We start from the raw sequence: 20,297 nt of genomic DNA, 5'->3' as shown, positions 1-20,297 counted from the left end.
TGATGGAAACACCAACCGGGAAGCTTTCGCTGCTGGGCCTGGCCTGTGCGCTGCTGATGATGGCGTTGCCACAAGACGCGTTTGCCATGCATATCATGGAAGGTTTTTTACCGCCGCTCTGGGCGATGGCCTGGTGGCTGCTGTTTTTGCCTTGCCTGTATATCGGCATACGGCGGCTCAAGCAGATCGTCAGCGACGATAGCAATCAGAAGGTGCTACTGGCGCTGTGCGCGGCGTTTATTTTTGTGCTCTCGGCGCTAAAGATCCCCTCGGTCACCGGCAGTTGTTCACACCCAACCGGCGTCGGGCTGGCGGTGATCCTGTTCGGTCCAGGCGTGGTGGCGGTGCTGGGGGCGATTGTGCTGCTGTTTCAGGCGCTGTTGTTGGCCCATGGTGGGTTGACCACGCTGGGGGCTAACGGCATGTCGATGGCGGTGATTGGGCCGGTGGTGGGCTATCTGGTCTGGCAGTTGGCGTGTAAATCCGGGGTGCGGCGGGACGTGGCCGTGTTCCTGTGTGCGGCTGTTGCCGATCTGGCGACCTACTTTGTCACCTCGATCCAACTGGGGATGGCTTTCCCTGACCCGCAGTTTGGCGTCTTCGGCTCCAGCGTGAAATTTATGGGAGTGTTCTGCCTGACGCAGATCCCGATCGCCATTGCGGAAGGCTTGTTGACGGTCATGATCTATGACCAGTTAACCAAACGCCGGATCATTCCGGCTGAGGGGCATTAAGATGAAAAAGACCCTGATCCTGTTGGCGATGGTGATCGCTCTGGTTATTCTGCCGTTCTTTATCAATCACGGTGGTGAGTATGGCGGCTCCGATGGTGAGGCTGAAGCCCTGATCCAACAAACCGCCCCGGACTATACGCCGTGGTTTACTCCGCTGTATGAACCGGCCAGCGGTGAGATCGAAAGCCTGTTGTTCACCCTGCAAGGTTCGTTGGGGACGGCGGTGATCTTCTACATTTTGGGTTACTACCGGGGCAAACGCCGTGAGCCTGCTGGGGATTGATCGGCTCAGCGAGCAAAGCCGCTGGCGGCAGCGCGATCCGATGGTAAAACTGCGGCTCTACGGCCTGTTGTTACTGTTGGCCATGGTGTTGCCGCCGCTTTATCAGGCGTTGTTATTGCTACTGATCGCGGCATCAACCTGCTACCTGCTGCGCATCGGCCCGCTGCGCTATCTGCGCTGGCTGGCGATCCCGCTGTCGTTTCTGCTGATTGGCATACTGACCATTATGGTTTCGCTCTCCCGTCAGCCGGATAGCCTGTGGTGGGGAGTGCAGTTGGGAAACTGGTGGTTGGGTATCGACAGGCTTGGGCTGCACACCGCCAATCAGACGCTGTGGCGCAGCCTGGCCGCCTTGGCTGCCACTTTCTGGTTTATGATGAACACGCCGTTCCCACAGCTGATTCAACTGCTGAAACGCTGCCATGTACCACGGCTGTTGACCGAACAGATCCTGCTGACCTGGCGGTTTATTTTTATCTTTGCCGAAGAGGCGGCAGCGATCCATCGCGCCCAGTCGCTGCGATTTGGCTATATTTCGCTGGCGAGCAGCTACCGCTCTACGGCGCTGCTGGTGAGCATGCTGTTTACCCGCGTGATGATCCGCTATCAGCAAATGGTGATAGCGCTCGACAGCAAACTCTATCAAGGGGAATTCCACCTGTAATGCTGACGACCCGACAATTGAGCTTCAGCTATCAGAATGAAGCGGTGCTACAGGATCTGACCCTGGATTTTAGCCAGCATGCCGTAACCGGGCTGCTGGGGGCCAACGGCTGCGGTAAATCGACGCTGTTGATGAATCTGACCGGTATACTGCGCCCGCAGCAGGGGGCGGTATTATGGCAAGGGGAGCCGCTGCGCTACGATAAAGGCAGCCTGCGGGCACTGCGCCAGCGGGTCGCCACCGTGTTTCAGGATCCGGAGCAGCAAATATTTTATACCGATATCGATAGCGATATCGCGTTCAGTCTGCATAATCTCGGCCTGGATAAGCAATTGATTGCTCAACGGGTCGATCGGGCATTAACGCTGGTGGATGCGCAGGGGTTCCGGCATAAATCCATCCAGCATTTAAGCCACGGCCAGAAAAAACGGGTGGCGATTGCCGGTGCGCTGGTGATGGAGGCGGAATATCTGCTGCTGGATGAACCGACCGCCGGGCTGGATCCGTCTGGCAGGCAACAGATGATCGCCATTATCGAGCGCATCGTGGCCGAGGGGAAGCGGGTGATTATCTCCAGCCACGATATCGATTTGATTTACTCGATCTGCGATCACCTGTACGTGCTTTCCCATGGGCGGCTGGTCTGCTCAGGGGAGCCTGCTCAGGTGTTTATGCAACAGGAACAGATAGCGGCCGCCGGGTTGGTGCAACCCTGGCTGGTGAAATTACACGGCGAACTCGGTTTGCCGCTGTGCAAGACGGAACAACAGCTGTTTGCGCGGCTCAAGCGCGACGCGGAGAAGATGTGATGAAACGGTGTGTCATGGTGCAGGGAACAGCATCCGATGTTGGTAAAAGCGTGCTGGTTGCCGGTTTGTGCCGGATCTTCATGCAGGATGGTTATCGCTGTGCGCCGTTCAAGTCGCAGAATATGGCGCTCAACTCTGGCATCACCGCCCGTGGTGAAGAGATGGGGCGGGCGCAGATTTTTCAGGCCGAGGCCGCAGGCATCGCCCCCGATGTGCGGATGAATCCGATCCTGCTGAAACCCACCAGCGACTGCAAGGCGCAGGTGGTATTGATGGGTAAGGTGGCCTGCAATATGGACGCGGTCAGCTATCACGAGTACAAACCGCAGTTGCAGCAACAGATCAGCGAGGTGTACCACAGCCTGGCTAGCGGTTACGACATCATGGTGCTGGAAGGGGCTGGTAGCCCGGCGGAAATCAACCTGCGCGATCGAGACATCGTCAATATGGGGATGGCAGCGATTGCCGATGCACCGGTATTGCTGGTGGCCGATATCGATCGCGGCGGGGTGTTTGCCGCCATTTATGGCACGCTGGCACTGTTAGAACCTGAAGAGAAAGCGCGGGTGAAAGGGGTGATCATCAACAAATTCCGTGGTGATATTGCCTTGCTCTATTCGGGGCTGGAGCAGATCGAAGCCCTGACCGGCGTACCGATACTGGGCGTGATGCCCTGGCTGAATATCGATCTGGAAGATGAAGACGGCGTGGCGCTGCAAAATGGCAAATATGCCCCGGCAGGTACCCGCCTTGAGCTGGATATTGCGGTGTTGCAACTGCCCTATATGTCCAACTTTACCGATTTTAATGCTCTGGCCGCGCAACCGGACGTAGGACTGCGCTATGTTACGCATCCGGCGGCGCTGGCCGGTGCCGATCTGATTATCCTGCCGGGTAGCAAAAATACCTTGAGCGATCTGCAATGGCTGCAACAAAGCGGGCTGGCGGCGGCGTTGCAGGATCAGCATCGGGCCGGGGTGCCGATTGTGGGTATCTGCGGTGGCTATCAGATGCTGGGCAAGCACATTGTTGATGGTGTGGAATCTGGCGTGGATCAGATGGCGGGCCTGGGATTACTGGATGTCACCACCCGGTTTGCGCCGCAAAAAGTCACTACGCAGGTGGCCGCGCAATGCCAGCCAACGCTGCCCGGCCTGTGGTCTGGTTGTGGCGAGCAGGGCGTGGTTGGCTATGAAATCCATATGGGGACCACCCAGCTTGGCCCAGATGCCGCGCCTTTTGCCCGTCTTTCCCTGCGCAACGGCCAGCCGGACAGCGCCTTTGACGGGGCGGTGAACTCCGCCGGTAACGTGCTGGGCAGCTATATTCATGGCTTATTCGATAGTGCGCCCTTTTGCCGCGCGCTACTGAACGGACTGCGTCAGCGTAAAGGGCTGCCGATTTACGACGGCCCGGCTTTCGACTATGCCGATTACAAGCAGCAACAGTTTGATATCCTGGCCGATAAAATGCGGGAACATATTGATATGGAAAAAATTTACCGCTTGATGACCGAACACCAGCAGACGGTGGCCCCATGATCCTGATCACCGGCGGGGCACGCAGCGGCAAAAGTTCGCTGGCCGAAAGGCTGGCGTCTGGCGTCAGCGACCGGGTGTTGTATATGGCCACCTCGGAGGTGACCGATGAGGAAATGGCTGAGCGGGTCAGGCTGCATCGTCAGGCCCGGCCTGCGCACTGGCGTACCTGGGAAGGAAGCCAGCAGTTGGCTAGCGTGATCGACCAACAGGCGGTGGCGGGCGAGGCGGTCATCCTGGAGTGTATCACTACGCTGATCGCCAACCTGATGTTTGCATTGACCGGGGAAACGCCGGTGGAAACCATCGACTTCGCCACGGTAGAAACGGCGATCCAACGGCAAATCGATGAACTGCTGGCCGCCTGCGCCCGTAGCCCGGCAACGATCTATCTGGTCACCAACGAATTGGGAATGGGCATCGTGCCGGAAAATCGCTTGGCACGACACTTCCGTGATATTGCCGGGCGAGTCAACCAGCGTCTGGCCGCCGCCGCCGAGTCGGTGTTTTTGGTCGTTTCGGGTATTGAGGTCAAGATTAAATGAGTTTGCGACTGTTTTGGGCCACCCTGCAATTGATGACGCGTATCCCGCTGCCCGCCAGTTGGACGCAGGGGTTGGCGATGGATAACTACCAGCGCGGCATCGTCGGTTTTCCTTTGATTGGCCTGATTGTCGGTGCGATCGGTGGCGTGGTGTTTACTCTGCTGGCTCCCTGGTGTGGGGTGCCGCTAGCGGCGTTGGGTTATGTGCTGGCGTTGGCGCTGGTGACCGGAGCTTTTCACCTGGACGGCTTGGCCGATACCTGTGATGGCGTATTCTCGGCCCGCAGCCGGGAAAAAATGCTGGAGATCATGCGCGACAGCCGCCTTGGCACCAATGGCGGGCTAGCGCTGATCTTTATCGTGGTGGCGAAGGTGTTGGTGATCAGCGAACTGGCGCTGCGCGGAGTGCCGATGTTGGCCACGCTGGCGGCAGCTGGCGTGGCATGCCGGAGCCTGGTGGCTATCATGATGTACCGCCAGCCCTATGCCCGTGAAGGTAATGGGCTGGGCAATCTGTATATCGGCAAAATTAGCGGTGGGCAAACGCTGTTCACCCTGGCGCTGGGGGCGGCGTTGGTCGTCCTGTTGGGGCATGGCCAGGGGCTGTTTGCGCTTGGCTGTGCGCTGATCGCCATACTGATACTGCGCACCTATCTGCGCCGCCGCCTGGGTGGGCAAACCGGTGACACTCTGGGGGCGGCGATAGAAATTGCTGAACTGGTCTTCTTATTGGCACTGCTGTGAGTGAGCGTGATGCGGCTATTTTTGGTAAGACACGGGCAAACGGTGGCGAATCGGCAGGGCGTATTTTGCGGCATGACCGACTTACCGTTGACTGAACAAGGTGAGCAGCAGGCACGGCAGGTGGCACTTTGGTTGGCCGAGGTGCCTTTTACCCAGGCGATTAGCAGTGAGTTACTGCGCGCCCGGCATACCGCCGAGTTGGTGCTTGGGCAGCGGGAACTGGCGATCCAGCCCGATGGCGGCTTTAACGAAATGAATTTTGGCGACTGGGAAATGCGCCATCATCAGGATTTGCAACAGCAGGATACGGCAGCCTGGGCAGACTGGGTGGCAGATTGGCAACAGGCCTGTCCGCCAGCGGGCGAGTCTTTTCCGCTGTTTTCACAGCGAATTAGCCAACAGGCCCAACGTCTGTTGAGTGAACAGGGCGATGGCGACCGTCTGCTGGTGGCGCACCAAGGCTCCCTAAGCTTGCTGCTGGCCGGATTGCTAAAGTTGCCCGCCGCCGGAATGTGGCACTTCCCTTTTACTCAGGGGGCCTACAGCGTGCTGGATATCGACCAGGGCTTTGTCACACTAAAAGTATTTAACAGCCAGGCTCATTGGCAGCCTGCAACCAGAGAATAAAGTTATGCAAACATTGTCATCGTTAATCGACCTGACCAAGCCGTTGGACGCGGCCGCCATGCAACAGGCGGCGGCAAGGATCGATGGCTTGCTGAAGCCACCGGGCAGCCTTGGCCGCCTGGAACAGTTGGCAACGCAGTTAGCCGGGATGCGCGGGTTCAGTGGCATGACTGCCAGCCGCAAGCAGATTATCGTCATGATGGCCGATCACGGTGTTTATGACGAAGGGGTCGCTGTGTCACCGCGTGAAGTGACGGTGATCCAGGCGCTGAATATGGTGAAAGGCAATACCGGTGTCTGCGTATTGGCAGCCAATGCCGGTGCCGAGGTAAAGCTGGTGGATGTGGGGATCGACAGCGAACCACTGCCGGGCCTGATCAACATGAAAGTCGCGCGCGGCAGCGGCAACATTGCTCGCGGGGCGGCAATGACACGCCAGCAGGCGGAGGAATTGCTGGTAGCCACGGCTCAGCTGACGCTGGAGCAGGCAGCGCTTGGGGTGAAACTGTTTGGCGTTGGGGAATTGGGAATGGCCAATACCACCCCGGCCGCAGCGTTAGTCAGCGTGTTTACCGGCCGCGACCCGCAAGAGGTGGTGGGCATCGGTGCCAATTTCCCCAGCGATCGTTTGCACCACAAGGTGGACGTGGTACGCCGGGCCATTGAGGTCAACCAGCCGGATGCCGAAGATGCGTTGGATGTGTTGGCTAAGCTCGGAGGCTACGATCTGGTGGGAATGGCTGGCGTGATGTTGGGGGCTGCGGCCGCCGGTTTACCGGTGATCCTCGATGGTTTCCTGTCTTATGCCTCTGCGCTGGCGGTCTGCGGCATTGCCCCGCTGGCTCGCGACTATCTGTTGCCATCTCATTTCTCTGCGGAGAAAGGCGCGGCGGCGGCACTTGAGCATCTGCAATTAGCGCCTTATTTGCATTTGGATATGCGGCTGGGGGAGGGCAGCGGTGCCGCCATCGCCATGCATATTGTGGATGCGGCCTGCGTGATGTATAGCCAGATGGGATCGTTGGCGGACAGTAATATCGTTATTCCTGGCAGCGCGAACTAACCGAACGGGCGCCGCATGCTGCGCCCGATTAGCAGCGCCCGTTCAGGTTATGAATTACGCAGTTTGCAAACGGGTTGCCCGGTTGAACAGGCGTTTGAACAGCCAGTAAATCACGCTGGCTGCCAGCAGTGAGTTAATGGTCGGCACGCCCCATTCGGTCACCAGACCGATCACGCTGCCGACGATACTGGCGACAATCGCGGCCCAGCCGATCAGCGGCGTCTGCTGCGGTAGCTGCCCAAGCTGACGGCTGGCATCCAGCGCATCCCGGTGGCTGCGCAGCACAAAATAATCCACCAGCATCACGCCGAGGATTGGCGGGAAGACCACACCCAGAATGGTCAGGAAATCCACGAACCGATCCAGAATCCCCAATACCGAAAGCAGAGTCCCCAACAGACCGATAACCACCGTAGTCGCGGTATATTTCAGTTTTTTGCCGGTAATACCTTCAACCGCATTCACCACCCCCAACGACGACGAATAGAGGTTCAGGTCGTTAACGCGCAGGGTGGAGAACACCACCACCAGCAAACCGATACCGCCCGCGCTCTGGGCCATGATCGTCACCACGTCTGCGGTGCCGAGCGTTTTGGCGATAAAAATCGCCAGGCCGTTAACCACGAACTCACCGGCAATGATGGTCAGCAGCGTAATGCCAAATACGTGACGCTTGTTTTTGGAATAGCGGGTCAGGTCTGGGGTCATCAGGCTGGCAACGATGGCACCGCCGACCACGATAGTAATACCCGCGCTGATGGTCATTGCATCGCCCATTGGGGCCAGCAGAATGGCTTCGTGCAGTTTCTGCCCGGAAAGAACGTTATACGAGATAAAGAACACCAGCAGGATAAACAGCGGCACCGCGATACGTGCGGTGATGCGCAGCGCTTTAAATCCGAACGCGACCAACACCGTCAAAAACAGGCCCGACAGCGACGCTGCCAATGGGAAGCCCAGGCGATCGCCGAGGGCAAAGTTAAGCGACTTGGCAAAGATGGCATTCTGAATGCCAAACCAGCCCAACAGGCTGACGGCCACCACCAGGCCAATCAGCACCGAACCTATGCGGCCAAAACCACACCAGCGAGCCAGCAGGCTGCCGGAAATCCCTTCTCTCATTCCCGCCAGGCCTAGCCCGAAGGTGACGACCCCAAAGATCAGGCTGCCGATAAAGATGGCGATAAAGGCATCGGTCAGGGTCATTGAGTTGCCCAGGACGGCCCCCAACATAAACTGATCCAGGGCCGTTAGCATACCCATATGCACAATGGCGACGCTGAGAAAGGATACCCGCTTATCCTGTGGTACCCGGCTCAATGGGTAGTCTTCAATTTTAATCACGATAATCTCTCGTTGACGTTTAAATAAATTGGATGCCTTTTTCAATCAGGCGTACTGGAATGTAGCTGTCCAAATGCACCAGTTTGCAATACTCTTCGAACTGTTGGAGCGTATGCACATCGGCTTTTTGGTAGATGTTGTAGATGCGGTTTTCTATGGTTTTATTACTGACGTTATATAACCTGGCAATCTCTTTGTTGGTGTAGCGTTGCAACATCAAAAAGATGATATCCAGCTCCGATTGGGTAAAGGTCTGGATGCTGACTTCGGTGGTCAAGACGCTGGGTTTTTGCTGGTTGATATATTTAAGCGGTGAAAGACTGTCCAGCGGACGGGCGTTCCACATGGTGCCAACCAGTTCTTCCTTGTCATTATAAATAGGCAGTTTTTCGCTGACATAAGGGACCAGACTGTCGCTGCCATACCAGAAATGGGTTTCGATAACCGCTACGCGATCCCGCGTCCCTTCGGTTTTGCGATCGTGCTCCTGGAAGTCTGGAGAGAACTCCGCCCAGTCGGCGGGGAACTCGGCATCCAGCTTGCCGGCAATATCGAAATTGAGAGGCGTATTGGTATAAAGGTAGGCCGCCTTGTTCATATAAATATGGCGCGAGGATAAATCTTTAATGCCCCAAGGCTCATTTAAATGCCCCATCATGGTGATGAGACCTTTTAAATATAATTCATTACTCTGCCAAAATGAATCCATGTGAACCTCTTAGCCTCGGCGCTATCAGATGTTTTTTGCTAAATAGATACGGGTATGACGATGCGCATAGCCAGCCAAGTTGCCGTAGGGTTGGTACCCCAGTTTTTCGTAAAACGCCTGTGCCTGGAAACTGAAGGTATCGACATAGGCCATATGGCAGCCGCGCTTCACGGCTTCCTGTTCCGCTTGCAGCATCAGGTCACGACCATAGCCTTTTTTGCGATATTCGTCACCCACCCAGAGATACTGCACTTCTAATCCACCCCACCAGGTTCTGGCGACTAATCCGGCGACAATCTGCCCGTCATCATCGGTGACGGTCAGAAATAGCGGATGAATATCGACCGCATCATACTGGTGGTTGTGCGCCCAGAGGCTGTCAATCACGAACTCTTCGTCCTGTGGATTAGGGGTGTCCGTAACGTTAATCTTCATGGCTAATCGTTCCTTTTCATGCTAATAATTCAAGCTGTCATTAAGGTGTTGGTATTGATTAGATTTAGTTAACATTTATTGATAATGATTACAAGGGTGTTTCTCACCTGTTTCCCCGGTGGCAAAAAATGGGTATGTTGTGCCTAGAGACGGGAATAATTGACCTTTCTCAACAGTATACCGAATAGAAAATATTGTGCTTCACCAGGGAACGCCCTTTAGGGCAGAGGATAGTGACTAGAGCAAGCTAACTTGCCAACAGCATTATGCCTCATCAATATGTAGTAAGTCTTATCATCACCTCGTAGTTATCACCTGCGCAAAGTAGCGGACTGAATTCCGCTGCTTTGCCGCACAATCCGCGCCGATATTGTATAATTACCTGCTAATCACCGCATTTGGTGCTGTTCCTCGCCTCAAGTGGCTCCACTGGGGTATTATGGCTGAACGACCGAATTCGCGGCCAGTTCGCAACAGGTGAGCAAGTATTGATGGCATTATGAAAACACTTAAGCCGCGCCGCCCGCATGGACGGTGGATCTATTACATTCTGCACGAAGATATTCTGTGGCCCTGCCCGGTCAAATGGGAGTGGGAAGACAGTTTCGAAGCGTGGTTGCCTTTTTACTACTCGCCCACGCTGGAATTTGTGGCGGGCGATCCGGCGAAAGCCGTCAAGGTGACGAAACTCCAAACGCCGGGTATGCTGCCGAAACGCCTGGAGTACGCCTGAGAGGGGGAGAGTTGCTCGTTGATTATCCGGTGCCTGGCGCCGTCCCCACCAAACCTTCCCATTCGATGCCAAACTACCCGCACCCGCTGCGGAACAGTCACTCAGTTGAGCAAGTCGTGAACGGTACGGCGTACATAGTGGGTCATTTGTGCCAAGTCTTCGGGAGCCACTGGACCACCGCCAGCTAACACCACCTGTTGCTCGATCTGAGCGATTTCTTGCTCAACCCGATTTGCGATCTGCACCTTGACGATCTTGTCTACCGATGACAGCAGTACCTTCAACACCACTTTCAGCGCAATATTTTCGCAGAATGAATCGTAGGAGTGGGCTGCTGGCGCCGCTTCTACCGCCGGTGGCGGCATGCGTGGGGCCATAGCCTTGAAACTGTCTACATTTTCAATAATAAGATCCATGTCTCTTATTAGTTCATCAAAATCTTTAGACACTGACTTATTTCCCTTTGCAATACGCAAAAAACAGAACGCCTGGCTTTGGTTGGCAGCCAGGCGGACACAGCATGAATCGACCGGACGTTCAGCAGATGTGCGGTAGGTTGAGCGGCATTTTAACCCTGCCGGGGGGCCGCAAACAAGATAGGGATGATGGATGATTTAGCTTCTATGTATAACTGGCTGTGATGAGTTGTGAGGAACCTAAACGGGCACGGAGTTCTGCTGGCCGGGGAGGGGATAAATAATGCGAATGGCATCCAGATAAACGCTCAGACCTTAACCTGTCTGGCGTCATACAGGCTAAACTTGAGGAGCAGATATCAACACAGGGAGGAGATATGGAACCTGAACGTGGCATTAAGCGAGTGATACTTTCTGATGGCGCTATCAAACATGTGGTGGTGGAAGATGCTATGGGCAACGAGCGAACTCTGGCCGCCAGGGATTATATTTCTGAGGGGATCCAGCCACCGTTGGAAAAACTGCCGGAAGTGCCTGCGCAGGAAGACTAGCAAGGCCCCGGGGTGTAGGCTGCCCCCCTTGGCATCGGGCGGCGTTTCCTACCGCCGCTTCGGCATACTGTTGCCGACTGCTGACCTTTTCCCCCATACTGGTAGAAATTGTGCATTTTATTGTACCCAGCAGGAAGGGCAAGTCAGTGTCAACGGTCAAGAAAAACTCTATTCCCACGCTGTTTTTGAAAATCAAACCCCAGGAAGCCGTGCTGGTCCTGATCACCATGATCTGGGGCGGCACCTTTCTGGCCGTACATCAGGCGATGCTGGTCAGCGGGCCATTCTTTTTTGTCGGGCTGCGTTTTGGTACCGCAACGTTGGCGCTGGTGCTGTTTTCCCTGCGTTCACTACGCGGGATGACCTGGTACGAAATCAAGGCCGGGGTGTTTATCGGCACCTCAATCATGGTCGGCTACGGCCTGCAAACCATGGGGCTGCAAACCATCACCAGCAGCCAGTCGGCGTTTATTACCGCCATGTACGTGCCGATTGTGCCGCTATTGCAGTGGCTGGTGCTGGGCCGTATGCCGGGGATTATGTCCTGGATTGGCATTTTGCTGGCCTTTATCGGGCTGATGCTGTTGAGCGGGCCGAGCAGTTCCAGCCTGGCATTCAGCGGCGGGGAGTTCCTGACCCTGATCAGTGCGTTGGCGATCGCCATCGAGGTGATTTTGATCGGCGCTTTTGCGGGCAAGGTCAACGTGCGGCGGGTGACCATCGTACAGCTGGCGACGGCGTCGTTGTTATCGTTTGTGATGATGGTCCCCACCGGGGAGTCGGTGCCGGCATTTTCCAGCTATCTGCTGTACAGCGCGATAGGGTTGGGGATAGCCAGTGCGGTGATCCAACTGACGATGAACTGGGCGCAGCGCAGCGTTTCGCCGACACGTGCAACGGTCATTTATGCCGGTGAACCGGTCTGGGCCGGGATTGTCGGCCGTATTGCCGGTGAGCGCCTGCCGGGGTTGGCCCTGATTGGTGCGGGATTGATTGTGCTGGGGGTGATTGTCAGTGAGATACGTATCCGGCGTAAACCAAAGCCAGCAGAATTGACGTGAAAAAAAACGCCGCGTAGAAACGCGGCGTTGCAATAATCTGGTTAGGCTGCCTTTTTACGGCGGACAAACTGATAACCGATCCCCAGAATGACAAACCACAGTGGCGTGACGATCAGCGCCTGCCGTGTATCTTCGCGCAGCGTCAATAACACCAGCACGAACGCGAAGAATGCCATACATACCCAGCACATCAACTTACCGGCAGGCATCTTGTAGATCGATTTCTGGTGCAGCGCCGGGCGTTGCTTACGGTAGACCAGATACGAGCACAGAATGATGGTCCAGACGAACATGAACAGAATGGCCGACACGGTGGTTACCAGCGTGAATACCGTCATGACGTTCGGGATCAGGTAGATCAGCACCACGCCGCCCAGCAGGCAGATGCAGGAGAAGGTCAGGCCGTTCGCCGGTACCGCGCGCTTGGACAGGTTGGCAAAGGATTTAGGCGCATCGCCTTCCTGCGCCAGCCCGAACAGCATACGGCTGGTGGAGAACACGCCGCTGTTGGCAGAAGAAGCGGCAGAGGTCAGTACCACGAAGTTGATCACGCTGGCTGCGGCTGGCAGACCGATCAGCACGAACAGTTCTACGAACGGGCTCTTATCGGCTACCACTGAACTCCACGGCGTTACCGACATGATCACGATCAGCGCAAACACATAGAACATGATGATGCGGATTGGGATGGAGTTGATCGCGCGCGGCAGCACTTTTTCCGGATCTTTGGTTTCGGCGGCGGTGGTTCCCACCAGCTCGATGCCGACAAAGGCGAACACCGCAATCTGGAAACCAGCGAAGAAGCCGCTGATGCCTTTCGGGAACATGCCGCCGTCATTCCATAAATGGGAGAAGGAGGCTACGCTGCCGGTTGGGGATTCGAAGTGCATCGCCACCATCACCAGACCGGCGATGATCAGGCCGACAATCGCGACGATTTTGATCATCGCAAACCAGAACTCCATCTCACCGAACATTTTCACCGTTGCCAGGTTCAGGCTGAGTAACAACAGCACGCACAGCAGTGAAGCAATCCATTGGGACAGATCGGGGAACCAGAACTGCGCATAGGCGGTAATGGCCACCACGTCGGCAATGCCGGTGACCACCCAACAGAACCAGTAAGTCCAACCGGTGAAGAACCCTGCCCAGGGGCCGAGCAGATCGGCGGCAAAGTCGCTGAAAGATTTGTACTGCAAATTTGAGAGCAACAACTCGCCCATCGCGCGCATCACGAAGAACAGCATAAATCCGATGATCATGTACACGAAGATGATGGAAGGCCCGGCCAGGCTGATGGTCTTACCGGAACCCATAAACAAACCTGTACCAATGGCACCGCCGATAGCGATCAGTTGGATATGTCGGTTTGAGAGGTTTCGCCTTAGGTGATCTTCTGATCCGGGCGTGGCGTCCACTGCTATTTTAGAATGATCTACCATCGTATGCTGTCCTGTTTTTACCTGTCATGAGTGGAATGGCGAGCTCTGATGTGGCTCTGTTTTATCTGTATGGGCCGGTTTTTCCGACAAAAGTTAAGGTAACTCAATATCACCACCTTTGTGCAACATATTTACAACATAATTCGGTGGGATTAAAGCCGATTATTCTTTACTCAGGGGAGGCAAATCGGACGTTCAGGGGGCGGAAGATTACTCTTTACCGGGGCAAATGAACAGTGCCGCCAGTCGTTATCTTATTGATTAAACAGGGCGTTATAAAACTCGCATGAGAAAAACTAATGCTAAAAGGCGATTTAACTAATCCTGACGGTAAGACGGGAGTCAGGGAGAGATAATCGGCGTGGGCGCGTGGAGCAGTTGAGTTCTAATCAGTTTATGGCAGCGGCTGGCGTGGCTTGGCGGTGGATCACCGGGGGCGTCGCGCACATTTCGCTAGTTTTGCGGTTCAAATCACAAAAGTAAAAATCATTGGTTGAGCAAATGGCGAGTTAACCGCCGGGAACATCTGCCGATCACAAAAGCACCATAAACTGGTACTCGCACCCGGTGGCAAGCGGTAAGCTATGCTTATCACGGTAACCAGAGAAGGGATGGAATATGTACAAGACCATTTTAGTACCGGTAGATATCGCCGAAGACGTATTGACTGAACATGCGCTCGAGCATGTGGTGTATCTGGCCAAGATGTCTGGGGCCAAGGTGCATTTCTTCCATGCCCTGCCGGATGCTTCGGCGTTTGTGACCGCCTATTCGTTTGGCATCAAAGAGTTTGAAAATCAGGCGGAAGTGAAAGCCATCGAGGGGCTGAAGAAGATCATGGCGGAGATCGACCTGCCGTTGGAGCGTCTTTCTTATACCATCAGCTTCGGTTCGCCACGTGACGAGGTGCTGCAACTTGCCGAGGAAATCGAAGCCGACCTGATCGTGATTGGTTCCCGCCGCCCTAGCGTCAAAACCTACCTGCTTGGCTCGAATGCGGCCGCCATTGTCCGTCACGCCAAAATCTCGGTGATGGTTGTCAGATAATGGCTCGCTAGCGTTTTCATCAAACCCGGCCTGCGTCCTGCGGGCCGATTACCCCAAATAAAATCACTGCGTGGCTTATGCTGGCGTCGATACTCGGCCGATTAGCTGCCGTTTGCCAGATAACTCCTAGTCTGCTGGGCTATTTATTCGCGACGCGAACAATATTGGGTAATAAAAATCCCACAATATTTTTAATGTTAAATTGGGACAAATCCTATTGCTGCTTATTTATTGGTGGCTTGGCAAGTCAGAAGGAATGTTGATTTAGGCAATAACTGGAATATTCTTTTACAAAACTTATCATTTAGCCGTTAGGGGGGACGGCCAAATTGCTATCAGGCCCCAGACTGGCGGCCTAATAGCACACGGACTATTGGCGGTAGGCGTGTTTGATCTGCTGAATGCTGTTTTTGAAAATTTCAGCCTGATCCGGGTCATCCACCTGCGCGGCAAAGCGCTCCAGATTAATGATCACTTTACCGGCATCGGCCTGGCCAATTGCCTTTAAGATCAGCGTTAAAGTTGCTTTAAGGCAGGCAACTTCGGTGGCCAGCGCTTCCGGGTTTGCAGACGTAGTGAAGTCAACGTTGCTCATTTTATCTCCTGATTTTTAAGGCGTAAGCCTGAAATGAAATGTGGTTTGATGCTCAACTAGCGGTTGCCGACCTATCCAGACCAACTCCCGAGCCTCATTTAGGGCGCGGAGTATAGCATAGCATTGGCGGTTCGTATCGCGTGAGGCCCCGTGGCAGAGGGGTTAAGCCTGTCAGAAGGGGAAGAGAAGGCATTTTTTGCGACTAGAGGTGTAATTCCTTTGTATACTCATTTATAGTTAGCGGTGAGATATGTGCTCCAGGGCATGACGACTTTTATAAACTATTACTGGTTTTATTCGACGCGATGAATAACTATTTTATCTGCAAGCTATTGACATTTAAGTCGGTTATTTTCGTTGGAAATGGCACCCTTTTCAGTGCAAACACCGGTTATGTATTCTGAATATGGGTTTCCCTACAGCGGTTTGTACGTGATTAAAAATGACGTAAGTTTGTTATTTTTTTGTAATTCATATGGTTACGAGTGATATTTGGTCGCGCGGTTATTATCTGGCTTAGAGAAAACAGCGATTAATTTTCCCGCCAGATGGCGTAAAATGGCGTATCATAGTGTTATTGTATTGAGTCTAATAGTTTTGATGGTTTTTTATCCGCCAACCAGTGGATTAATCGTAACCAGGGTGGAGCAGGGTTCTGCAAAGCTGGCCAGAGTTAACCGAGAGTAAGTATTAATCTGTATTCATTCTTTGCTGAAAACCAAGTAATATCTGTTTCGATGACAGAGGCTGATTGATTGCGTTACTCCCCTATTTTGGAGAATTTTCCTTGATTAGCGTTCTTCTTGTTGATGACCACGAACTGGTGCGCGCAGGGATACGACGCATTCTGGAAGACATCAAAGGCATTAAAGTTGTTGGCGAAGCACAATGCGGCGAAGATGCCGTCAAATGGTGCCGCGGCAACTCTGCCGATATCGTTTTGATGGATATGAATATGCCGGGTATCGGTGGACTGGAAGCCACCCGTAAGATTGTCCGTTATACGCCCGACATCAAGGTCATCATGTTGACCATTCATACTGAGAATCCGTTGCCTGCCAAGGTGATGCAGGCGGGTGCGGCTGGCTATCTGAGCAAAGGCGCCGCACCGCAAGAAGTGATTAACGCTATTCGTTCGGTGCATGCGGGCCAGCGTTACATCGCTTCGGACATCGCGCAGCAAATGGCGTTAAGCCAGTTGGAACCGCAGGCGGAAAACCCGTTCAGCACCTTGTCTGAGCGCGAGCTACAAATTATGTTGATGATCACTAAAGGGAAGAAAGTGAATGAGATCTCGGAGCAACTGAATCTCAGCCCTAAAACGGTGAATAGTTATCGTTATCGTATGTTCAGCAAGCTGAATATTAGCGGGGATGTTGAATTGACCCACTTGGCGATCAGACATGGGTTGTTCAGCACGGAGACATTGTTAAGCAGTGAATGATCGTTTTGATGCTCAAGCATTTCTTAAAACCGTAACCAGCCAGCCTGGCGTTTACCGTATGTATGATCTGACGGGAACGGTGATCTATGTCGGTAAAGCCAAGGATCTGAAAAAACGTCTCGCGAGCTATTTTCGCACACAGGTCAGTAGCAGCAAGACGGAAACGCTAGTCAAAAATATTGCACAAATTGACGTTACCGTTACACATACGGAAACTGAGGCGTTATTACTGGAGCATAATTATATCAAGCTGTATCAGCCGCGATATAATGTTCTGCTGCGCGATGATAAATCCTATCCGCTGATATTTTTAAGTGCCGATAGCCATCCACGGCTGACGGTGCACCGTGGTGCCAAGCATGCCAAAGGTGAATACTTTGGCCCATTTCCCAATTCTTACGCCGTACGTGAAACGCTAGCGCTGTTGCAAAAGCTGTTCCCCGTGCGTCAGTGCGATAACAGCGTTTACCGCAATCGCTCCCGTCCTTGCCTGCAATATCAGATTGGCCGCTGTCTGGGGCCATGCGTTGCCGGTTTGGTGAGTGAGGAAGATTACCGCCAGCAAGTGGATTATGTACGTCTGTTTTTATCCGGTAAGGATCAGCAGGTGCTGCACCAGTTGATTGCGCGGATGGAAAACGCCAGCAAGCTGCTTAATTTTGAAGAGGCGGCGCGTATCCGCGATCAGATCCAGGCGGTACGGCGGGTAACGGAGAAGCAGTTTGTCTCAGGAGACAGCGACGATCTCGACGTGATCGGCGTAGCCTTCGATGCTGGCATGGCTTGCGTACACGTGCTCTTTATTCGTCAGGGCAAGGTATTGGGCAGTCGCAGCTACTTCCCGAAAGTGCCGGGCGGTACCGAGCTGAGTGAAGTGGTGCAAACCTTCGTGGGTCAGTTCTACTTGCAAGGTAGCCAGGCTCGCACCTTGCCGTCTGAGATCTTGCTGGACTTTACGCTACCGGAAAAAGATCTGCTGGCTAGCTCGCTCAGCGAATTGGCTGGCCGCAAGATCCAAATCCAGAGCAAGCCGCGTGGCGATCGTGCCCGCTATTTAAAACTGGCGCGTACCAATGCCTCTACGGCGCTGGTCACTAAGCTTTCTCAGCAATCGACCATCCATCAGCGGCTGGCAGAACTGGCCAAAACGCTGAATCTGACCGAAATTAACCGGATGGAGTGTTTCGATATCAGCCATACGATGGGGGAGCAGACCGTCGCCTCCTGCGTGGTATTCGACAGCAACGGCCCGTTGCGTTCGGAGTATCGGCGCTACAACATTACCGGTATCACGCCGGGCGATGACTACGCCGCCATGGCGCAAGTGCTGAAACGGCGCTATGGTAAAGCATTGGAAGAGAGCAAAATCCCGGACGTCATCTTTATTGATGGGGGAAAGGGGCAACTGGGTATGGCGATCGACGTGTTCAATGCGTTGAACGTCACCTGGGACAAGCATAAACCGTTGCTGATTGGCATCGCGAAAGGAACCGATCGCAAAGCCGGCCTGGAGACGCTGTTCTTCGTGCCAGAGGGGGAGGGGATTTCACTGCCTTCGGACTCACCGGCATTACACGTGATCCAGCATATTCGTGATGACTCCCACAACCATGCGATCACCGGCCATCGTCAGAAACGGGCGAAAGTCAAAAACACCAGCGCCTTGGAACTGATCGACGGCGTTGGGCCAAAACGGCGTCAGGTGCTGTTGAAGTATATGGGTGGACTTCAACCATTATTGAACGCCAGCGTTGAGGAAATTGCAAAAGTGCCGGGTATTTCACAAGCATTGGCAGAAAAGATCTACAATGCATTGAAACACTGAGGGCAATGTAGCAACATACTCTTAATTTCCACTCCAGCCAGATAGTTACCAGCATTATGCAATTGAATATACCGACTTGGCTTACCCTGTTCCGCGTAGTTCTGATCCCATTCTTCGTTCTGGCATTTTATCTGCCGTTCGTCTGGGCACCGATGCTCTGTGCGGTCATTTTTGTATTTGCTGCTGTAACCGATTGGTTTGACGGCTTTTTGGCCCGCCGTTGGAAGCAGACTACCCGCTTTGGTGCGTTCCTCGACCCGGTTGCCGATAAGGTGATGGTGGCGGTGGCCCTGGTGCTGGTGGCAGAGCATTATCACACCTGGTGGATCACTCTGCCTGCTGCCACCATGATCGCTCGCGAGATCATCATCTCGTCGCTGCGCGAATGGATGGCGGAAATCGGCAAGCGCAGCAGCGTGGCCGTATCATGGATTGGTAAAGTGAAAACCATGGCACAGATGATGTCATTGGTTGGCTTGCTGTGGCGTCCAGAGCGTACGGTGGAGTATCTGTCGTTCGGTCTGCTGTACATCGCTGCCGTGCTGACTTTCTGGTCAATGTTCCAATATTTGAACGCTGCACGCCGCGATTTGCTGGAACCTTGATCGAAGCGATGTAAAAATCGTCAAACGAACCCGATGAGACAACAATTTTATTGACTCATCACGCCAGATAAGTAGAATGCATCGCATCGGACGGCAGCGATGAGTTGCAAAAAGATTGAAAAAAATCAGCAAGTTCTGATTACTGCGGGAATAGCTCAGTTGGTAGAGCACGACCTTGCCAAGGTCGGGGTCGCGAGTTCGAGTCTCGTTTCCCGCTCCAAATTTAGTAAAGCTGGTGATTGCGAGCTTTAGCCTGCAAAGGCAAACAAAATTAAGGCGCGTTAACAAAGCGGTTATGTAGCGGATTGCAAATCCGTCTAGTCCGGTTCGACTCCGGAACGCGCCTCCAATTTTCCCGAGCCCGGGTGGTGAAATCGGTAGACACAAGGGATTTAAAATCCCTCGGCTTATGGCTGTGCGGGTTCAAGTCCCGCCCCGGGTACCAGGAAAATAAACTAAGAATAATCAAAGCAATATGTAGTAATGTCGTACCGCCGAGAGGCGGTTTTTTTGTGCCTGAAATCCGCTTGTCGGCTGAAAATAGTTCGGCCATTCCCCTTTATTTGACGTTAGTCACTCCTTTGGCGCCTGCTTCATTATTCGTCCACACATCTTCCCCTCTGAGGATACGGGCTCCTTCAATGGTATAAATGACAGGGTAATTGCTGAATACCAGCAGTACACCATCGGTTTTTTGCGTTGACCTGCTTATCGTTGAGCTATACACGGCCCTTATTATCAATACTGATTGTAGCTAGCGTTGTATCCGTCTGTGGGAGGGGGGACAGCCCATCGACCGGCATATGGGCTGCCACTGGTGTCTGTGGCTCCAAAACCGGCTTTGGCATTTTCGGCCTTGGTGTTGTGAATAATATCCTCTCTCCTTTATATGGTTTTGGTCTGACCAAAATCAAAAAGTTCTATGATATCTCCTGTCCGATCACAGAATAAAGAATTAAGCAGTCATTTTCACTTACACAAAAAGAAGTGGGGAAAAACCAGCCTGGTTATGGAGTGAAAATGTAACACTATGATTTAATGTGAAATTAATAATTTTAATTGTTATATACCCAATAAACCTCAA

General features: G+C 53.7%; 22 protein-coding genes and 3 tRNA genes. 19 read left to right on the top strand and 6 right to left on the bottom strand.

Annotation, left to right across the window (positions count from 1 at the left end; translation table 11 throughout):
- Nucleotides 1-2 precede the first annotated feature (2 nt).
- Genes cbiM through cobT form a run of 9 tightly spaced genes read left to right on the top strand, consistent with a single transcriptional unit; the run spans nucleotide 3 to nucleotide 7,006 of the window.
- Complete coding sequence (gene cbiM, locus U869_RS0124640) at nucleotides 3-734, top strand: cobalt ECF transporter S component CbiM (protein WP_025121430.1); 732 nt, start codon at nucleotides 3-5, stop codon at nucleotides 732-734.
- Nucleotide 735: 1 nt separating this feature from the next.
- A complete protein-coding gene (locus tag U869_RS0124635) occupies nucleotides 736-1,017 on the top strand; it encodes an energy-coupling factor ABC transporter substrate-binding protein (protein WP_025121429.1) in 282 nt (93 codons plus the stop codon).
- Entirely contained in the window at nucleotides 1,004-1,681 is a 678-nt protein-coding gene (locus tag U869_RS0124630; protein WP_025121428.1) for an energy-coupling factor ABC transporter transmembrane protein, read from the top strand. Before U869_RS0124635 ends, U869_RS0124630 begins: the two co-directional genes overlap by 14 nt.
- Complete coding sequence (locus tag U869_RS0124625) at nucleotides 1,681-2,490, top strand: ATP-binding cassette domain-containing protein (RefSeq protein ID WP_025121427.1); 810 nt, start codon at nucleotides 1,681-1,683, stop codon at nucleotides 2,488-2,490. The genes U869_RS0124630 and U869_RS0124625 overlap by 1 nt, the downstream gene beginning before the upstream one ends.
- Nucleotides 2,490-4,031, top strand: a complete 1,542-nt coding sequence (locus tag U869_RS0124620) for a cobyric acid synthase (protein ID WP_025121426.1) — start codon at nucleotides 2,490-2,492, stop codon at nucleotides 4,029-4,031. The genes U869_RS0124625 and U869_RS0124620 overlap by 1 nt, the downstream gene beginning before the upstream one ends.
- Complete coding sequence (gene cobU, locus U869_RS0124615) at nucleotides 4,028-4,573, top strand: bifunctional adenosylcobinamide kinase/adenosylcobinamide-phosphate guanylyltransferase (RefSeq protein ID WP_025121425.1); 546 nt, start codon at nucleotides 4,028-4,030, stop codon at nucleotides 4,571-4,573. The genes U869_RS0124620 and cobU overlap by 4 nt, the downstream gene beginning before the upstream one ends.
- A complete protein-coding gene (gene cobS / locus U869_RS0124610; protein ID WP_025121424.1) occupies nucleotides 4,570-5,316 on the top strand; it encodes an adenosylcobinamide-GDP ribazoletransferase in 747 nt (248 codons plus the stop codon). Before cobU ends, cobS begins: the two co-directional genes overlap by 4 nt.
- Before the next feature lie 9 nt (nucleotides 5,317-5,325).
- Nucleotides 5,326-5,943: an adenosylcobalamin/alpha-ribazole phosphatase gene (locus tag U869_RS0124605; RefSeq protein ID WP_025121423.1), complete on the top strand. Its 618-nt coding sequence runs from the start codon at nucleotides 5,326-5,328 to the stop codon at nucleotides 5,941-5,943.
- Between the two features lie 4 nt (nucleotides 5,944-5,947).
- Nucleotides 5,948-7,006: a nicotinate-nucleotide--dimethylbenzimidazole phosphoribosyltransferase gene (gene cobT / locus U869_RS0124600; protein WP_025121422.1), complete on the top strand. Its 1,059-nt coding sequence runs from the start codon at nucleotides 5,948-5,950 to the stop codon at nucleotides 7,004-7,006.
- A 54-nt stretch (nucleotides 7,007-7,060) separates the two neighbouring features.
- On the opposite strand, the gene U869_RS0124595 is transcribed toward cobT, so the two are convergent.
- From U869_RS0124595 to U869_RS0124585, 3 genes are read right to left on the bottom strand one after another with little or no spacing between them, the layout of a single operon-like run.
- Entirely contained in the window at nucleotides 7,061-8,350 is a 1,290-nt protein-coding gene (locus U869_RS0124595) for a cytosine permease (protein WP_025121421.1), read from the bottom strand.
- A 19-nt stretch (nucleotides 8,351-8,369) separates the two neighbouring features.
- The gene (locus U869_RS0124590) at nucleotides 8,370-9,059 is read right to left on the bottom strand and encodes a PAS and helix-turn-helix domain-containing protein (RefSeq protein WP_025121420.1); all 690 of its coding nucleotides are present in this window, start codon (nucleotides 9,057-9,059) and stop codon (nucleotides 8,370-8,372) included.
- 24 nt (nucleotides 9,060-9,083) lie between these two features.
- Nucleotides 9,084-9,494 (bottom strand): GNAT family N-acetyltransferase, encoded by a 411-nt coding sequence (locus tag U869_RS0124585; RefSeq protein WP_025121419.1) that lies wholly within the window; start codon nucleotides 9,492-9,494, stop codon nucleotides 9,084-9,086.
- Between the two features lie 499 nt (nucleotides 9,495-9,993).
- Here U869_RS0124585 and U869_RS0124580 point away from each other — a divergent pair, with 499 nt between their 5' ends.
- Nucleotides 9,994-10,227: a hypothetical protein gene (locus tag U869_RS0124580; RefSeq protein WP_025121418.1), complete on the top strand. Its 234-nt coding sequence runs from the start codon at nucleotides 9,994-9,996 to the stop codon at nucleotides 10,225-10,227.
- Between the two features lie 101 nt (nucleotides 10,228-10,328).
- Here U869_RS0124580 and U869_RS0124575 read toward each other — a convergent pair whose 3' ends face one another.
- The gene (locus U869_RS0124575; RefSeq protein ID WP_025121417.1) at nucleotides 10,329-10,643 is read right to left on the bottom strand and encodes a hypothetical protein; all 315 of its coding nucleotides are present in this window, start codon (nucleotides 10,641-10,643) and stop codon (nucleotides 10,329-10,331) included.
- 377 nt (nucleotides 10,644-11,020) lie between these two features.
- Here U869_RS0124575 and U869_RS32440 point away from each other — a divergent pair, with 377 nt between their 5' ends.
- Together U869_RS32440 and U869_RS0124565 are read left to right on the top strand one after the other, a co-directional pair.
- On the top strand, nucleotides 11,021-11,194 hold the full coding sequence (locus U869_RS32440; RefSeq protein ID WP_198530689.1) for a hypothetical protein: 174 nt from the start codon (nucleotides 11,021-11,023) through the stop codon (nucleotides 11,192-11,194).
- Nucleotides 11,195-11,340: 146 nt separating this feature from the next.
- Nucleotides 11,341-12,255 (top strand): DMT family transporter, encoded by a 915-nt coding sequence (locus U869_RS0124565; protein WP_025121416.1) that lies wholly within the window; start codon nucleotides 11,341-11,343, stop codon nucleotides 12,253-12,255.
- A gap of 41 nt (nucleotides 12,256-12,296) precedes the next feature.
- Here U869_RS0124565 and cycA read toward each other — a convergent pair whose 3' ends face one another.
- Nucleotides 12,297-13,697 (bottom strand): D-serine/D-alanine/glycine transporter, encoded by a 1,401-nt coding sequence (gene cycA / locus U869_RS0124560; RefSeq protein WP_025121415.1) that lies wholly within the window; start codon nucleotides 13,695-13,697, stop codon nucleotides 12,297-12,299.
- Nucleotides 13,698-14,315: 618 nt separating this feature from the next.
- Here cycA and U869_RS0124555 point away from each other — a divergent pair.
- Nucleotides 14,316-14,744: a universal stress protein gene (locus U869_RS0124555; RefSeq protein WP_025121414.1), complete on the top strand. Its 429-nt coding sequence runs from the start codon at nucleotides 14,316-14,318 to the stop codon at nucleotides 14,742-14,744.
- 370 nt (nucleotides 14,745-15,114) lie between these two features.
- On the opposite strand, the gene U869_RS0124550 is transcribed toward U869_RS0124555, so the two are convergent.
- On the bottom strand, nucleotides 15,115-15,339 hold the full coding sequence (locus U869_RS0124550) for a DUF2594 family protein (RefSeq protein WP_025121413.1): 225 nt from the start codon (nucleotides 15,337-15,339) through the stop codon (nucleotides 15,115-15,117).
- A gap of 787 nt (nucleotides 15,340-16,126) precedes the next feature.
- Here U869_RS0124550 and uvrY point away from each other — a divergent pair.
- The 6 genes from uvrY to U869_RS0124520 all read left to right on the top strand — a co-directional run bounded on the left by uvrY (nucleotide 16,127) and on the right by U869_RS0124520 (nucleotide 19,658).
- A complete protein-coding gene (uvrY, locus tag U869_RS0124545; protein WP_025121412.1) occupies nucleotides 16,127-16,783 on the top strand; it encodes a UvrY/SirA/GacA family response regulator transcription factor in 657 nt (218 codons plus the stop codon).
- A complete protein-coding gene (gene uvrC / locus U869_RS0124540; RefSeq protein WP_025121411.1) occupies nucleotides 16,776-18,608 on the top strand; it encodes an excinuclease ABC subunit UvrC in 1,833 nt (610 codons plus the stop codon). The genes uvrY and uvrC overlap by 8 nt, the downstream gene beginning before the upstream one ends.
- 56 nt (nucleotides 18,609-18,664) lie before the next feature.
- On the top strand, nucleotides 18,665-19,213 hold the full coding sequence (gene pgsA / locus U869_RS0124535; RefSeq protein ID WP_024528495.1) for a CDP-diacylglycerol--glycerol-3-phosphate 3-phosphatidyltransferase: 549 nt from the start codon (nucleotides 18,665-18,667) through the stop codon (nucleotides 19,211-19,213).
- A gap of 144 nt (nucleotides 19,214-19,357) precedes the next feature.
- Nucleotides 19,358-19,433 (top strand) — tRNA-Gly (locus U869_RS0124530).
- A 55-nt stretch (nucleotides 19,434-19,488) separates the two neighbouring features.
- Nucleotides 19,489-19,562: transfer RNA gene (locus U869_RS0124525), tRNA-Cys, on the top strand.
- A 10-nt stretch (nucleotides 19,563-19,572) separates the two neighbouring features.
- Nucleotides 19,573-19,658, top strand: a tRNA-Leu gene (locus U869_RS0124520).
- Nucleotides 19,659-20,297: the final 639 nt, after the last annotated feature.

This window comes from Serratia sp. H1w (assembly GCF_000633355.1).
In the GTDB taxonomy this organism is placed as follows: domain Bacteria; phylum Pseudomonadota; class Gammaproteobacteria; order Enterobacterales; family Enterobacteriaceae; genus Chania.
This window is presented reverse-complemented; position numbering and strand designations above follow the sequence as displayed.

Coding starts and splice junctions, on each gene's coding strand:
- U869_RS0124620 (WP_025121426.1), top strand. CDS start 2,490: ATGAAACGGTGTGTCATGGTGCAGGGAACAGCATCCGATGTTGGTAAA.
- U869_RS32440 (WP_198530689.1), top strand. CDS start 11,021: ATGGAACCTGAACGTGGCATTAAGCGAGTGATACTTTCTGATGGCGCT.
- U869_RS0124550 (WP_025121413.1), bottom strand. CDS start 15,339: ATGAGCAACGTTGACTTCACTACGTCTGCAAACCCGGAAGCGCTGGCC.
- cbiM (WP_025121430.1), top strand. CDS start 3: ATGGAAACACCAACCGGGAAGCTTTCGCTGCTGGGCCTGGCCTGTGCG.
- U869_RS0124585 (WP_025121419.1), bottom strand. CDS start 9,494: ATGAAGATTAACGTTACGGACACCCCTAATCCACAGGACGAAGAGTTC.
- U869_RS0124590 (WP_025121420.1), bottom strand. CDS start 9,059: ATGGATTCATTTTGGCAGAGTAATGAATTATATTTAAAAGGTCTCATC.
- U869_RS0124580 (WP_025121418.1), top strand. CDS start 9,994: ATGAAAACACTTAAGCCGCGCCGCCCGCATGGACGGTGGATCTATTAC.
- cobT (WP_025121422.1), top strand. CDS start 5,948: ATGCAAACATTGTCATCGTTAATCGACCTGACCAAGCCGTTGGACGCG.
- U869_RS0124575 (WP_025121417.1), bottom strand. CDS start 10,643: ATGGATCTTATTATTGAAAATGTAGACAGTTTCAAGGCTATGGCCCCA.
- cycA (WP_025121415.1), bottom strand. CDS start 13,697: ATGGTAGATCATTCTAAAATAGCAGTGGACGCCACGCCCGGATCAGAA.
- pgsA (WP_024528495.1), top strand. CDS start 18,665: ATGCAATTGAATATACCGACTTGGCTTACCCTGTTCCGCGTAGTTCTG.
- U869_RS0124605 (WP_025121423.1), top strand. CDS start 5,326: ATGCGGCTATTTTTGGTAAGACACGGGCAAACGGTGGCGAATCGGCAG.
- U869_RS0124555 (WP_025121414.1), top strand. CDS start 14,316: ATGTACAAGACCATTTTAGTACCGGTAGATATCGCCGAAGACGTATTG.
- cobS (WP_025121424.1), top strand. CDS start 4,570: ATGAGTTTGCGACTGTTTTGGGCCACCCTGCAATTGATGACGCGTATC.
- U869_RS0124625 (WP_025121427.1), top strand. CDS start 1,681: ATGCTGACGACCCGACAATTGAGCTTCAGCTATCAGAATGAAGCGGTG.
- cobU (WP_025121425.1), top strand. CDS start 4,028: ATGATCCTGATCACCGGCGGGGCACGCAGCGGCAAAAGTTCGCTGGCC.
- U869_RS0124635 (WP_025121429.1), top strand. CDS start 736: ATGAAAAAGACCCTGATCCTGTTGGCGATGGTGATCGCTCTGGTTATT.